The 13652-nt window shown below is 52.5% G+C and carries 11 protein-coding genes; 7 read left to right on the forward strand and 4 right to left on the reverse strand.

Annotated features, from left to right (window positions below):
- Window positions 1-96: 96 nt before the first annotated feature.
- The 5 genes from FQZ95_RS18565 to yfaU all read left to right on the forward strand — a co-directional run bounded on the left by FQZ95_RS18565 (window position 97) and on the right by yfaU (window position 5687).
- Window positions 97-1299: a nicotinamide mononucleotide deamidase-related protein YfaY gene (locus FQZ95_RS18565; protein WP_000958554.1), complete on the forward strand. Its 1203-nt coding sequence runs from the start codon at window positions 97-99 to the stop codon at window positions 1297-1299.
- A gap of 219 nt (window positions 1300-1518) precedes the next feature.
- Entirely contained in the window at window positions 1519-2301 is a 783-nt protein-coding gene (locus FQZ95_RS18570) for an IclR family transcriptional regulator (protein WP_160530506.1), read from the forward strand.
- Window positions 2302-2315: 14 nt separating this feature from the next.
- Complete coding sequence (gene rhmD, locus FQZ95_RS18575) at window positions 2316-3521, forward strand: L-rhamnonate dehydratase (protein ID WP_001389850.1); 1206 nt, start codon at window positions 2316-2318, stop codon at window positions 3519-3521.
- A gap of 56 nt (window positions 3522-3577) precedes the next feature.
- Entirely contained in the window at window positions 3578-4867 is a 1290-nt protein-coding gene (locus tag FQZ95_RS18580) for an MFS transporter (protein WP_088541275.1), read from the forward strand.
- A 16-nt stretch (window positions 4868-4883) separates the two neighbouring features.
- Window positions 4884-5687 carry a 2-keto-3-deoxy-L-rhamnonate aldolase gene (yfaU, locus tag FQZ95_RS18585; protein ID WP_000992985.1) on the forward strand — a complete coding sequence of 268 codons (804 nt, stop codon included), beginning with the start codon at window positions 4884-4886 and terminating at the stop codon, window positions 5685-5687.
- Between the two features lie 40 nt (window positions 5688-5727).
- Here the strand turns inward: yfaU and FQZ95_RS18590 are convergent, their stop codons facing one another.
- The 4 genes from FQZ95_RS18590 to glpA all read right to left on the reverse strand — a co-directional run bounded on the left by FQZ95_RS18590 (window position 5728) and on the right by glpA (window position 10900).
- Window positions 5728-6642, reverse strand: coding sequence for an ISNCY family transposase (locus FQZ95_RS18590; protein ID WP_088541276.1), 915 nt, complete (start codon window positions 6640-6642; stop codon window positions 5728-5730).
- 193 nt (window positions 6643-6835) lie between these two features.
- On the reverse strand, window positions 6836-8026 hold the full coding sequence (gene glpC, locus FQZ95_RS18595; protein WP_001000390.1) for an anaerobic glycerol-3-phosphate dehydrogenase subunit GlpC: 1191 nt from the start codon (window positions 8024-8026) through the stop codon (window positions 6836-6838).
- Window positions 8023-9282, reverse strand: a complete 1260-nt coding sequence (glpB, locus tag FQZ95_RS18600) for a glycerol-3-phosphate dehydrogenase subunit GlpB (RefSeq protein ID WP_088541277.1) — start codon at window positions 9280-9282, stop codon at window positions 8023-8025. Before glpB ends, glpC begins: the two co-directional genes overlap by 4 nt.
- Window positions 9272-10900: an anaerobic glycerol-3-phosphate dehydrogenase subunit A gene (gene glpA, locus FQZ95_RS18605; protein WP_088541278.1), complete on the reverse strand. Its 1629-nt coding sequence runs from the start codon at window positions 10898-10900 to the stop codon at window positions 9272-9274. Before glpA ends, glpB begins: the two co-directional genes overlap by 11 nt.
- A 273-nt stretch (window positions 10901-11173) precedes the next feature.
- Between glpA and glpT the strand changes: the two genes are divergently transcribed.
- Together glpT and glpQ are read left to right on the forward strand one after the other, a co-directional pair.
- The gene (glpT, locus tag FQZ95_RS18610; protein ID WP_000948724.1) at window positions 11174-12532 is read left to right on the forward strand and encodes a glycerol-3-phosphate transporter; all 1359 of its coding nucleotides are present in this window, start codon (window positions 11174-11176) and stop codon (window positions 12530-12532) included.
- A 4-nt stretch (window positions 12533-12536) separates the two neighbouring features.
- A complete protein-coding gene (gene glpQ, locus FQZ95_RS18615; protein WP_088541415.1) occupies window positions 12537-13613 on the forward strand; it encodes a glycerophosphodiester phosphodiesterase in 1077 nt (358 codons plus the stop codon).
- Window positions 13614-13652: the final 39 nt, after the last annotated feature.

The raw sequence follows: 13652 nt of genomic DNA on the forward strand, positions 1-13652 counted from the left end.
CTTCCGGCGCGGCATTCTGTCGCGCCATTCAGTTTCTTACTACGCCTTATCTCCCTTTGCGTTATAGTGATTCGATAACAAAAGCAGGAGATAACCATGTTAACAGTGGAAATGTTATCCACCGGGGATGAAGTGTTACACGGGCAAATCGTTGACACTAACGCTGCCTGGCTGGCCGATTTTTTCTTTCATCAGGGGTTGCCATTATCTCGCCGTAATACGGTGGGGGATAACCTCGATGACTTAGTGACCATTCTTCGTGAACGTAGTCAGCACGCCGATGTGCTGATTGTGAACGGCGGGCTGGGGCCGACCAGTGATGATTTAAGCGCACTCGCCGCTGCGACTGCAAAAGGAGAAGGCCTGGTGCTGCATGAGGCCTGGCTCAAAGAGATGGAACGTTATTTTCGCGAACGTGGACGGGTGATGGCACCGAGCAACCGTAAACAAGCGGAGCTACCTGCCAGTGCAGAATTTATCAATAACCCGGTAGGCACCGCTTGTGGTTTTGCCGTGCAGCTTAATCGTTGTCTGATGTTCTTTACCCCCGGCGTACCGTCGGAATTTAAGGTGATGGTCGAGCACGAAATCCTGCCGCGCCTGCGCGAACGATTTTCTTTACCGCAGCCGCCGATTTGTCTGCGTTTGACTACCTTCGGTCGTTCGGAAAGCGATCTGGCGCAAAGCCTGGACTCCCTGCAATTGCCGCCGGGCGTAACGATGGGCTATCGCTCCTCGATGCCGATAATTGAACTTAAGCTGACCGGACCGGCAAGTGAGCAACAGGCGATGGAAAAACTGTGGCTGGACGTTAAACGTGTTGCCGGACAGAGCGTGATCTTCGAAGGCACCGAAGGACTGCCCGCGCAGATCAGTCGCGAATTGCAGAGCCGCCAGTTCAGCCTGACGTTGAGCGAGCAATTCACCGGTGGTTTATTGGCTTTGCAACTTTCTCGCGCAGGTGCTCCATTGCTGGCGTGTGAAGTAGTTCCTTCACAGGAAGAAACCCTGGCGCAAACTGCGCACTGGATTACAGAACGGCGTGCCAACCATTTTGCCGGGCTGGCACTGGCTGTTTCTGGTTTCGAGAACGAACATCTCAACTTTGCGCTAGCCTCGCCAGACGGCACTTTCGCTCTGCGTGTGCGTTTCAGCACTACGCGCTACAGCCTGGCTATCCGTCAGGAAGTGTGCGCAATGATGGCACTGAATATGCTGCGCCGTTGGTTAAACGGTCAGGACATCGCCAGTGAGCATGGCTGGATTGAGGTTGTTGAGTCCATGACTTTATCTGTCTGATTCCGCCACTCCGTGCCGGTTTACTGCACCGGCACATTCCCCCTCCGGCAAAATTTGTCCAACCTATTGTACTCAATAAGAAAAAATCCGTGCGCTGATTCACAAATTTGTGCGTAATTTCTCCAGTCCGCTGGACGAGGTGCGGGATTTGATGCGCTTCACAATTTTACTCCCCCTGAGCAACGAGACTGATTCCAGTATCTAAGACTGGAGTCCAGCATGTTGGAATCAAGCAAAGTTCCCGCCCTGACACGGGCTATTGATATTCTTAATTTGATTGCCCGCATTGGCCCCTGTAGTGCTGCGACGATCATTGACACATTGGGGATCCCTAAAAGCACGGCCTATTTGCTGCTTAATGAACTCAGGCGTCAGCGTTTTCTTAGCCTTGATCACCAGGAAAATTTTTGTTTGTGGACCAAGCTGGTGGAGCTTTCCGGTCATGCGTTAAGCAAGATGGATCTCCGGGAACTGGCTCGACCGCGTTTGACGCAACTGATGGATACCACCGGGCTGTTATGTCACCTGGGGATTATTGATAAGGGCAGCGCTTATTACATTTTGAAAGTGGAGTCATCAGCCAGTATCAGCGTGCGTTCCCATGAAGGAAAAAGCCTTTCGCTTTATCGCTCCGGAATAGGTAAATGCCTGCTAGCCTGGCAACCTGCATCTGTACAGCAAAGTATTATCGAAGGGCTGGTCTGGGAGCAGGTGACACCCACAACGATTACTCATCCACAGCAACTTCACGAAGAACTGGCGCGTATTCGCCGTCAGGGCTGGAGCTATGACAACGGCGAAGATTACGCCGATGTCCGTTGTGTCGCTGCGCCGGTGTTTAACGCCAATAACGAGCTTACCGCTGCGATCTCGGTGGTCGGTACCCGCTTACAAATCAATGAAGAATACCGTGATTATCTGGCGGGCAAGGCCATTGCCTGCGCCAGGGATATTTCACGTCTGTTGGGATGGAAAAGTCCCTTTGACTTACAGGCCTCATAACAATGGAGAACAGCATGACCCTACCAAAAATCAAACAGGTTCGCGCCTGGTTTACTGGCGGTGCGACAGCAGAAAAAGGCGCTGGCGGCGGTGATTATCACGACCAGGGGGCGAATCACTGGATTGACGATCATATTGCCACCCCGATGAGTAAATACCGCGATTACGAGCAGTCACGCCAGTCATTTGGCATTAACGTTCTTGGCACGTTGATTGTTGAAGTCGAAGCAGAAAACGGCCAGACCGGATTCGCCGTTTCGACAGCCGGTGAAATGGGCTGTTTTATTGTCGAAAAACACCTTAACCGTTTCATTGAGGGTAAATGTGTCAGTGATATCAAACTGATCCACGATCAAATGCTCAATGCCACCCTGTATTACTCCGGCTCTGGTGGCCTGGTGATGAATACGATTTCCTGTGTCGATCTGGCTCTGTGGGATCTGTTCGGCAAAGTGGTCGGGCTTCCGGTTTATAAACTTTTAGGCGGCGCAGTTCGTGATGAGATTCAGTTCTACGCCACAGGTGCGCGTCCGGATCTGGCAAAAGAGATGGGCTTTATCGGTGGCAAAATGCCGACGCACTGGGGGCCACATGATGGCGATGCGGGGATCCGCAAAGATGCCGCTATGGTCGCGGATATGCGTGAAAAATGCGGTGAGGATTTCTGGTTAATGCTCGACTGCTGGATGAGTCAGGACGTGAACTATGCCACCAAACTGGCCCACGCTTGCGCGCCCTATAACCTGAAATGGATCGAAGAGTGCCTGCCGCCACAGCAGTATGAAGGTTATCGCGAACTGAAACGCAACGCGCCAGTCGGAATGATGGTCACCAGCGGTGAGCATCACGGCACACTGCAATCTTTCCGTACGCTTTCAGAAACCGGTATCGACATTATGCAGCCGGATGTTGGCTGGTGCGGTGGCTTAACCACGCTGGTGGAAATTGCCGCAATCGCCAAATCCAGAGGGCAACTGGTGGTGCCGCACGGTTCGTCTGTTTACTCTCACCATGCGGTGATCACCTTCACCAATACGCCATTCAGCGAATTCCTGATGACCAGCCCGGATTGTTCAACGATGCGTCCGCAATTTGATCCGATTCTGCTTAATGAGCCAGTGCCGGTGAATGGTCGTATTCATAAATCAGTGCTTGATAAACCCGGTTTCGGCGTCGAGCTCAATCGTGACTGCAATTTGAAACGCCCCTACAGCCACTAATCATTCCGGGCGTTGCTGTGACAACGGTAACGCCCACATATTCTAAGGAGCTTTTTATGAGCACCGCTTTGCTTGACGCCGTGGTGAAGAAAAACCGTGCGCGTTTAATTCCGTTTATGTTGGCGCTGTATGTGCTGGCGTTTCTCGACCGTTCGAATATCGGTTTTGCCAAACAGACCTACCAGATTGATACCGGGCTGAGTAATGAAGCTTATGCGCTGGGAGCAGGCATTTTTTTTGTGGTATATGCGTTTCTGGGTGTTCCGGCGAATCTTTTGATGCGCAAACTGGGGGCAAGAACCTGGATTGGTACGACAACACTGCTGTGGGGATTTCTTTCGGCAGCCATGGCATGGGCCGATACTGAAGCGAAATTTCTGATCGTTCGCACTCTGCTTGGTGCTGCGGAGGCCGGGTTCTTCCCTGGTATGATTTATCTCACCTCGCAATGGTTTCCGCAGCGTAATCGCGCCAGCATTATGGGGCTGTTCTATATGGGCGCACCGTTGGCGTTAACACTGGGATCACCGCTTTCCGGCGCGCTGCTGGAGATGCATGGATTTATGGGGCATCCCGGCTGGTTCTGGATGTTTGTGATTGAAGGATTGCTGGCAGTCGGCGCTGGTGTATTCACATTCTTTTGGCTTGATGACACGCCGGAGCAGGCTCGTTTTCTGAGTAAAGAAGAAAAAACGTTGCTTATCAACCAACTGGCAAGTGAAGAACAACAGAAAGTGACTTCTCGACTGAGCGATGCGCTGCGTAATGGGCGAGTCTGGCAACTGGCGATTATCTACCTGACCATTCAGGTGGCGGTTTACGGATTAATTTTCTTCCTGCCGACGCAGGTTGCTGCATTGTTGGGGACAAAAGTGGGCTTTACGGCGTCGGTGGTCACCGCCATTCCGTGGGGCGCGGCCTTGTTTGGGACCTGGCTTATTCCGCGCTATTCCGATAAAACCGGCGAACGGCGTAATGTCGCGGCGCTGACATTACTGGCGGCGGGCATTGGTATTGGTCTCTCCGGGCTGCTTTCTCCAGTACTGGCGATCGTAGCGCTGTGTGTTGCAGCCATCGGGTTTATTGCCGTGCAGCCGGTGTTCTGGACGATGCCGACACAACTGCTTTCCGGTACGGCGCTGGCGGCGGGGATTGGTTTTGTAAACCTGTTTGGTGCAGTGGGCGGGTTTATTGCCCCGATCCTGCGCGTGAAAGCAGAAACGTTGTTTGCCAGCGATGCGGCTGGATTACTGACGCTGGCAGCGGTGGCGGTCATCGGTTCGCTGATTATTTTCACTCTGCGTGTAAATCGCACTGTTGCGCAGACCGACGTGGCACATCATTAATAGGTTAAGGAACACCATGAACGCATTATTAACCAATCCCTTTAAAGAACGTTTACGCAAGGGCGAAGTGCAAATTGGTCTGTGGTTAAGCTCGACTACTTCTTATATGGCAGAAATTGCCGCCACCTCCGGTTATGACTGGTTGCTGATTGACGGGGAGCACGCGCCAAACACCATTCAGGATCTTTATCACCAGCTACAGGCGGTAGCGCCCTATGCCAGCCAACCCGTGATCCGTCCGGTGGAAGCCAGTAAGTCGCTGATTAAACAAGTCCTGGATATTGGCGCGCAAACTCTACTGATCCCGATGGTCGATACTGCCGATCAGGCACGTCAGGTGGTGTCTGCCACGCGCTATCCTCCCTACGGTGAGCGTGGTGTCGGGGCCAGTGTGGCACGGGCTGCGCGCTGGGGACGCATTGAGAATTACATGGCGCAAGTCAACGATTCGCTTTGTCTGTTGGTGCAGGTGGAAAGTAAAACAGCACTGGATAACCTGGACGAAATCCTCGACGTCGAAGGGATTGACGGCGTGTTTATTGGACCTGCGGATCTTTCTGCCTCGTTGGGCTACCCGGATAACGCCGGGCACCCGGAAGTGCAGCGAATTATTGAAACCAGTATTCGGCGGATCCGTGCTGCGGGTAAAGCGGCTGGTTTTCTGGCTGTGGCTCCTGATATGGCGCAGCAATGCCTGGCATGGGGAGCGAACTTTGTCGCAGTTGGCGTTGACACGATGCTCTACAGCGATGCCCTGGATCAACGACTGGCGATGTTTAAATCAGGCAAAAATGAGCCACGCATAAAAGGTAGTTATTGATATCAAAGGCCCACGGGGATCGGCTGTGGGCCTGTGTTAATTAGTGGTTATTCGCTGCCAGATCGGCTTCGCTTAGCTGGGTGGCCGCGAGCACCAGGTCACGATCAATGCCCTGTTCCAGCATGCGCAAGGCAATTTTAATGGCTTGTTCATGCATGCCTTCTAATTTACCCTCCTGCCAGCCAATTTGATGCCCTTCCTGCCGTAGCCGTTCAGCAATAGTCATCAATCTCTCCTTTTGTAGTGGTGAACGTTCGGCAATCTCCTCAATAAAACGGGTGAAACGGGAGGTATCGCCGCATTGCAGCAGATAATTAAACAGCGTTTGTAGCTGGCTGTCATTAGTGAAGCCTCTAACCAAAAGCGTGGTGATCCTGTCGACCATACCGATTAAATCGCGGTCGCGAATATGCTTTTGAATCAGTTCCAGCAGAGCTATACGCCGATGTTGCATGATCTCATCGTCAGGCACGATGGTGATATCCACCAACGGAAAAGCTTCGGTGTACAACTGCCGGGCAAGTTGCGGATCATCAAACTCATCCAGCCAGTTAAGTGAGTATGGGTAGGGCGAGGTTTCGCCGTGATAAAACAGCAACGGCACCACCAGAGGGACTCTGTCATAGCCTTTGTCCAGGTGACGCTGCATGGCGGCGGTGGCATAGCGCATTAGCCGAAAAGCCATATTCTTTTCTGCGGAACTTTGATGTTCAATCACGCAGTAGATATAGCCGTCACCATCGCTGGTTTCCACCGACCACAAAACATCCGAGTAGTAAGCGCGTAAACTTTTTTCAATAAAGCTGGTGGGTTCCAGGCGTAAGGTTTGCAGGTTGCAAAGTTTACGCAGTGGCTCCGGTAGATGTATTTCGAGAAAATCCCGCGCGGTTTCGGGCGAGAACATAAAGGTTTTAAACACCGCATCATGCGGGGAGGAGGTTGTTGATTCGGTCATGGTTGTCCGTCACCTGATATTTATGATGACGCGACATTACGGGGATCTCAGAACAATGACATCTGCCAGTTTCTGCCTTTGCGAGACGTTTTCAGAAGAATTTTCAAAGCGATGCAACGCATACACTGGATGCGGAATCACGTACGCAAAAATGCCCGATAAGCAATGCGCTTACCGGGCATCATAAGGAAGGTTAAGACAGCGCCTGGGCCAGCAGCGTAATCGGGTGCTCGCAGCGAAGGCTTGTAGACATTTCAATCTGCCATTTGCAGGTTTCGCAGTCGGTGACCACCAGATCTGCGCCGCTTTCTTCTATCTGACGGAACAGTGGTGCGCCGATGGCTTGTGAGGTGGGGTAGTTCTCTTTTTTGAAACCGTAAGTTCCGGCAATACCGCAGCACTGGGAATCCAGCACCGTTAACTCAAGCCCCGGGATTTTACGCAACAGCTCCAGGGTGTAGAGCGTCCAGCCCATTTTTTCCATATGGCATGGTGTGTGATAAACCACTTTCAGCGGCAGCGATTTCAGCGGTAACGTTTTGCCTTCGTCCAGCTTGCGCCACAGCCAGCGGGTCGCCAGTTCGATATGATCGCGCAAGCCTCTGTTGTCGACATTCAGCACTTCCGGGTATTCGTCACGCAGGGCAAATGTACAGGTTGAGGAGGTGGCAATCACCGGAATGCCTTTTACCCCTACCGCTTCGCGGATCGACTCTACATTCGTGATTGCTTGTTTACGTGCTTTATCGGTAAAACCGTTGGCGATGAGCGGCACGCCGCAGCATTTTTCTTTGCTCAGCAGTTGTACGCCGGTGTCCATCGCGTTGAGCACTTTAATTAAATCTTTACCTAACTGCGGATGGTTGTAGTTAACGAAGCAGCCGTGAAAGAAAGCCACCTGGTCTTTATATTGCGCTTGCTGAGCCGCCACGCTGCGATACCAGCGACGGAAAGTGCCGAAGGAGTATTTCGGTAGCGTGCGGCGATGATCGATTTTTAACGCCGCATCAAGCAACTGCCGCACTGGTTTCAGCGAGGTAGCGGTGTTGACGATTGGAGCAAACGGCGTGGAAACGCTACCCATCAGGTCGGTATGACTCAACACAAAATTGCGCAGCGACGGGCGCGTGGTGTCATATTTCGCCCGCGCGCGCTGGATGATATCGCCAATCTTCACATCGGACGGGCAGGCGACTTCGCAACGTTTGCAGTTAATACAATATTTCAGTGCCTCGTCATACAGTGCACCATCTTTTAAACGCAGACGCTCGCCATCCGGCCCGGCTTGTTTTGGCCCCGGATAGCTGGGATTCACCCGGCTCACCGGGCAGGCGGTGGTGCAGACGGTGCACTTAATGCAGTTTTCGAAGCTGGTGTCGTTCATTGTTGGCCTCCTGCGCGTTGGGCAATTTGTTGAGCGGCATGTAAAGCACTGACGGCACAAACACCGCCGCCGCATCCCTGGGCAATGGGATCAAATCCGCCCAGCACCGAACCGATGGCAAACAGGTTCTCAATGGTTTTCCCCGCCTGCGACGGGCGCAGCGCCTCATCAGTGGTGACACCGAACTGCTGCCACGGCTGCGGCGCAAAAAAATCTCCCTTATACCATTCACCCCGCGTAGAGGTTTGTAGCACATCAAGACCAATAATTGGTTCACGAATGCCTTCACGTTCCGCTACCAGTCCACCACTAAAGAAACTGCCGCTGGCGAGCACGGCAAAGCGTGGACGCAGCGGGATATCGGCGTGATTGCGGGTCCAGATTTCATTCACCACGCCATTTTTACAGGTCACTTTTTTCACTTCATCGCCTGGCATCCACACGCCACCCTGGCGCACAAATTGGCGCTGTAACTGGTTTTGCAGACGAATGCCCAGCACGGAAGGCGGCAGCGTTGGCAAAAGCATCAATGAACAAGGTAGTTTTTCATTCAACCAACGCCAGAGTTTGTCATCAGCCAGGCCGAAGCAGGCGGGCATCAGGATCATTTCGCTGGTATTGGCGACAGGAATAAGCGCATCAATTAACAGCGGCCAGTTTTCTTCGTTATCAAGGAAACGGGCGATATTCACTGCGCGGAACTCGGTGGCGTTATTGCGCAGGATATCCAGTTCTGGCAGCTCTATTTCTGCGGTTTCAACATTAAGATCCAGTTCGCGCAATGAAGCCGCCGCAAGATGCGCCTGAAAATCCATCAGGCCGCTAATTCCCACTACACAAATTTTCTTCGCGGGCAGCGGCCAGACGGGGACTTCTGGCGAACTTAGCCAGGTAGAGCGCAGAGTACCGAGCGGCGTAACTCGCTGGTGAGCCAGCTCTACGCTGCCCTGTAATTGCGCACCGCTTTCAGCGATTAATGTCTGTGCCTGACAAGCGAGATCGAGCACGCGTTGTGGCCCGAGAAGAGAGTATGGATGGGCAGGTGCCTGATGACACAAAGATTCCAGTCCACTGTGAATGTCTGTCACCGGCTGACCGTCAGGCAGATTGCTCAGCAAATCCAGCGATCCGGATGAAAAATGCAGCGCGCTTTGACCACGCGTAACAATGGCACAGCGCAGTCCGTGTTTTTGCAGTTGCAGGCCGCAGAGTAATCCGGCGAGCCCGCCGCCCATAATGACAGTATCAAAGCGCATCTTTCTGCTCCTTCTCCAGACCACAAAGTCCCTGATAAACCCAACGGGTAAACTCGCTTTCGCGCAATGCGTCTCCCCAGGCGATGGGGTGCACACCTTTCCAGCGTTCGTTAAGGAAGGTGGAAAGTTGCTCGATAGATTGCGCGGACGTCGTGACGTTAAAACGCTGTAGCAGTCCGGCAGCGCGGCAGGCGCAGAGCTCGCCCTGGCAGGTTCCCATCCCCACACGGGTGCGACGACGTAAATCCAACAGGCTGTTAACGTTTAAATTTTCTACTGCGTACTGCACTTCACCCGCAGTTACCGCTTCGCACTCACATACCAGGCTGCGGTGCAGACGGCCTTCGCTAAGCCAGGCAGGCGTGCGATCGCCATGACGATAAACCGCAGAACCGCGCAGCGGGGCAGGCAGGGAGATGACTTTACGCAAGGTAATTTCAGCGGGTTCCTGTGAACCTGGAAGTGCCAGATCGGCGGTCGTACAGGGGCGCGTATTGCCCAGCTTGCGACATACCGCGTCGGTAGCCCATTCCGCCATCAGCCGATAGGTCATCAGTTTGCCACCGGTGATGGTGATAAATCCGTCCAGACCATCGCGTTCAGCATGATCGAGCAGCACGATACCGCGACTGACGTTACGCCCGCTCGGGTCATCATCGCTGGCAACCAGCGGACGCACGCCAGAGTAGGCCCGTAAAATACGCGTTTTCGCCATCACGGGGGCCAGTTTTTCCCCTTCACGCAGCAGAATATCCACTTCTTCTGCCGTCACTCGATTATCGTCAATCTCGTTGTAATCAATACGTAAAGATGTGGTGCCAATCAGCGAAATGGTATCGCCTGGCACCAGGATATCGGCGTCGGAAGGTTTACGGCAACGGTTGATCACATGCTGATTAATGCGGTGATCCATGATCAGCAGCGATCCTTTCGCCGGGAACATACGAATGCGCAGATCGGCATATTCGGCAATATGTTGCCCCCAGATCCCGGCGGCGTTCACCACTACAGGCGCATGAAGTGCCTGAATTTCGCCAGTGAGATGGTTACGTACACGAACGCCACACACCGTCGCGCCTTCACGAATCAGACCTGTCACTTCGTGCGCGGTGAGGATAATGGCACCGTGTTCTTTCGCATCGAGCATGTTCGCTGCGGTCAGGCGAAATGGGTCAACAGTGCCATCCGGAACTTTCACCGCGCCAATCAGTGCCGGGTTAACGGCAGGTTCGATAATGCGCGCTTGCTGCGGGTCTATAGCTTCTGCGCTGATCCCTGCTTCTTCGCAGGCGCGGATAAAAGTGGCCTGGAAGGAGAGGTCATCTTCCGGCAGGGTGATAAACAGGCCGTTGGTCGGTTCAACGCAGTGACGTGCAATGCGTTTTAAAATCTGGTTTTCACTAATACATTCGCGGGCCGATTCCGCATCGGTTACCGCATAGCGTGCGCCGCTGTGCAGCAGACCGTGGTTGCGCCCGGTCGCGCCTGTTGCGATGTCGTGGCGCTCAACCAAAATCACGCGCAGCCCGCGCAGGGCACAGTCGCGGGCAATCCCGGCTCCCGTTGCGCCGCCGCCAATGATAATCACGTCACTTGATTGCGAGTCGCGAGTTTTCATTGTTATCCCTCTGAAGTTCGTTTTTTTACCATTTAGCCATAGTAAAAACACGAATTGTTTGATTTCGCGCATATTCGCTCATAATTCGAAAGTGAAACGTGATTTCATGCGTCATTTTGAACATTCTGTAAATCTTATTTAATAATGTGTGCGGCAATTCACATTTAATTTCTGAATGTTTTCTTAACATCGCGGCAACTCAAGAAACGGCAGGTTCTCCCACTGAATCAGGCTGTTAATCATAAATAAGACCACGGGCCACGGAGGCTTTCAATGTTGAGTATTTTTAAACCGGCGCCACACAAAGCGCGCTTACCTGCCGCGGAGATCGATCCGACTTATCGTCGATTGCGCTGGCAAATTTTCCTGGGGATATTCTTTGGCTATGCTGCTTACTATTTGGTTCGTAAGAACTTTGCGCTCGCTATGCCTTACCTGGTGGAGCAGGGATTCTCACGCGGTGATTTAGGTTTTGCCCTTTCAGGGATCTCAATTGCCTACGGATTTTCGAAATTTATCATGGGCTCGGTGTCGGACCGCTCGAATCCGCGCGTTTTCCTGCCGGCAGGTCTGATTCTTGCGGCGGCAGTGATGCTGTTTATGGGCTTTGTGCCATGGGCGACATCGAGCATTGCGGTGATGTTTGTACTGTTGTTCCTCTGCGGTTGGTTCCAGGGTATGGGGTGGCCGCCGTGTGGTCGTACTATGGTGCACTGGTGGTCGCAGAAAGAACGTGGCGGCATTGTGTCGGTGTGGAACTGCGCACACAATGTCGGTGGTGGTATTCCGCCGCTGCTGTTCCTGCTGGGGATGGCCTGGTTCAATGACTGGCACGCGGCCCTCTATATGCCCGCTTTCTGCGCCATTCTGGTGGCACTATTCGCCTTTGCGATGATGCGCGATACCCCACAATCCTGTGGCTTGCCGCCGATCGAAGAGTACAAAAACGATTATCCGGACGACTATAACGAAAAAGCGGAACAGGAGCTGACCGCGAAGCAAATTTTCATGCAGTACGTGCTGCCGAACAAACTGCTGTGGTACATCGCCATCGCCAACGTGTTCGTTTATCTGCTGCGTTACGGCATCCTCGACTGGTCACCGACCTACCTGAAAGAAGTTAAGCATTTCGCGCTGGATAAATCCTCCTGGGCCTACTTCTTCTATGAGTATGCGGGCATTCCGGGCACCCTGTTGTGTGGCTGGATGTCGGACAAAGTCTTCCGTGGTAACCGTGGGGCAACCGGCGTCTTCTTTATGACACTGGTGACCATCGCAACTATCGTTTACTGGATGAACCCGGCAGGCAACCCAACCGTAGATATGATTTGTATGATTGTTATCGGCTTCCTGATCTACGGTCCTGTGATGTTGATCGGTCTGCATGCGCTGGAACTGGCACCGAAAAAAGCGGCAGGTACGGCAGCGGGCTTTACTGGTCTGTTTGGTTACCTGGGCGGTTCGGTGGCGGCGAGCGCGATTGTTGGTTACACCGTGGACTTCTTCGGCTGGGATGGCGGTTTTATGGTAATGATTGGCGGCAGCATCCTGGCGGTTATCCTGTTGATAGTTGTGATGATTGGCGAAAAACGTCGCCATCAGGAATTACTGCAAAAACGCAATGGAGGCTAATGGCATGAAATTGACGCTGAAAAACCTTAGCATGGCGATCATGATGAGTGGAATGATCATGGGAAGCAGTGCAATGGCGGCGGATAGCAACGAAAAAATAGTCATCGCCCATCGCGGTGCCAGTGGATATTTACCGGAGCATACGCTGCCAGCAAAAGCGATGGCTTATGCGCAGGGAGCGGATTATCTGGAACAGGATTTGGTGATGACGAAGGATGATCATCTGGTCGTTCTGCATGACCACTATCTTGACCGGGTAACCGATGTCGCCGATCGTTTCCCGGATCGGGCGCGTAAAGATGGCCGTTACTACGCGATAGATTTTACGCTGGATGAAATTAAGTCGCTGAAATTTACCGAAGGTTTCGATATTGAAAACGGTAAAAAAGTACAGACTTATCCGGGGCGTTTCCCGATGGGGAAATCTGACTTCCGGGTGCACACTTTCGAAGAAGAGATTGAATTTGTTCAGGGGTTAAATCACTCTACCGGGAAAAATATCGGTATCTATCCAGAAATTAAAGCGCCGTGGTTCCACCATCAGGAAGGGAAGGATATTGCGGCAAAAACGCTGGAAGTGCTGAAGAAATATGGTTATAGCGGTAAGGACGACAAAGTTTATTTGCAATGTTTTGATGCTGATGAGCTGAAACGCATTAAAAATGAGCTGGAACCGAAAATGGGCATGGACCTCAATCTGGTACAGTTGATTGCCTATACCGACTGGAATGAAACGCAGCAGAAACAGCCGGACGGAAGCTGGGTTAATTACAGCTATGACTGGATGTTCAAGCCGGGCGCTATGAAACAGGTAGCGGAATATGCTGATGGCATTGGTCCGGATTACCATATGGTGATTGAGGAGACATCGCAGCCGGGTAATATCAAGCTTACCGGAATGGTAAAAGATGCACAGCAGAATAAGCTGGTGGTGCATCCTTATACCGTGCGTGCCGACAAGCTGCCGGAATATGCCACCGATGTGAATCAGTTGTATGATGCTCTGTATAACAAAGCGGGTGTAAATGGGCTGTTTACTGATTTCCCTGATAAGGCAGTAAAATTCCTTAATAAAGAGTAATGCTACTGCAGGATGGCGTTTATGCGCCATCCTCTGCTA

It is taken from the genome of Escherichia sp. HH41S, from assembly GCF_009820115.1.
Taxonomy (GTDB): Bacteria; Pseudomonadota; Gammaproteobacteria; order Enterobacterales; family Enterobacteriaceae; genus Escherichia; species Escherichia coli_F.

What these genes read in the sequence shown, in the direction of transcription:
- FQZ95_RS18580 (WP_088541275.1), top strand. Translation starts at nt 3,578, where the DNA reads ATGAGCACCGCTTTGCTTGACGCCGTGGTGAAGAAAAACCGTGCGCGT.
- glpC (WP_001000390.1), bottom strand. Translation starts at nt 8,026, where the DNA reads ATGAACGACACCAGCTTCGAAAACTGCATTAAGTGCACCGTCTGCACC.
- FQZ95_RS18570 (WP_160530506.1), top strand. Translation starts at nt 1,519, where the DNA reads ATGTTGGAATCAAGCAAAGTTCCCGCCCTGACACGGGCTATTGATATT.
- rhmD (WP_001389850.1), top strand. Translation starts at nt 2,316, where the DNA reads ATGACCCTACCAAAAATCAAACAGGTTCGCGCCTGGTTTACTGGCGGT.
- glpQ (WP_088541415.1), top strand. Translation starts at nt 12,537, where the DNA reads ATGAAATTGACGCTGAAAAACCTTAGCATGGCGATCATGATGAGTGGA.
- yfaU (WP_000992985.1), top strand. Translation starts at nt 4,884, where the DNA reads ATGAACGCATTATTAACCAATCCCTTTAAAGAACGTTTACGCAAGGGC.
- glpT (WP_000948724.1), top strand. Translation starts at nt 11,174, where the DNA reads ATGTTGAGTATTTTTAAACCGGCGCCACACAAAGCGCGCTTACCTGCC.
- glpB (WP_088541277.1), bottom strand. Translation starts at nt 9,282, where the DNA reads ATGCGCTTTGATACTGTCATTATGGGCGGCGGGCTCGCCGGATTACTC.
- FQZ95_RS18565 (WP_000958554.1), top strand. Translation starts at nt 97, where the DNA reads ATGTTAACAGTGGAAATGTTATCCACCGGGGATGAAGTGTTACACGGG.
- glpA (WP_088541278.1), bottom strand. Translation starts at nt 10,900, where the DNA reads ATGAAAACTCGCGACTCGCAATCAAGTGACGTGATTATCATTGGCGGC.
- FQZ95_RS18590 (WP_088541276.1), bottom strand. Translation starts at nt 6,642, where the DNA reads ATGACCGAATCAACAACCTCCTCCCCGCATGATGCGGTGTTTAAAACC.